The 407-nt window shown below is 57.7% G+C and carries 1 protein-coding gene; it reads right to left on the bottom strand.

The window, feature by feature from the left end:
* A partial coding sequence (locus MM194_RS21810) for a sugar phosphate nucleotidyltransferase (RefSeq protein ID WP_277605186.1) occupies positions 1-407 on the bottom strand: 407 nt, incomplete at both ends.

Consider the following 407-nt stretch of genomic DNA (forward strand, 5'->3'; position numbering starts at 1 on the left):
CGGTTGACGTCGGTGATCTCCAGCTCACCACGAGGTGACGGCTTCAGGCTCTTGGCAATTTCGACCACGCTGTTGTCATAGAAGTAGAGCCCCGTCACCGCATAATTGCTTTTGGGCTCCAGCGGCTTCTCTTCCAGTGAAATCGCCGTTCCCTTGCTATCAAACTCCACCACGCCGTAGCGCTCGGGATCATGCACGTGATAGGCAAACACGGTGGCACCACTGGCTTTGGCCGCCGCACCTTCCAGCTGTCTCTGCAGGTCGTGGCCGTAAAAGATGTTGTCACCCAGCACCAGCGCGCAGTCATCGCTACCGATAAACTCTTCGCCCAGGATAAAGGCCTGTGCCAGCCCATCCGGGCTCGGTTGTACCTTGTATTGCAGATTCAAGCCCCACTGGCGGCCATC

Source organism: Aeromonas sp. MR16 (assembly GCF_022549315.1).
GTDB classification, from domain to species: Bacteria; Pseudomonadota; Gammaproteobacteria; order Enterobacterales; family Aeromonadaceae; genus Aeromonas; species Aeromonas aquatica.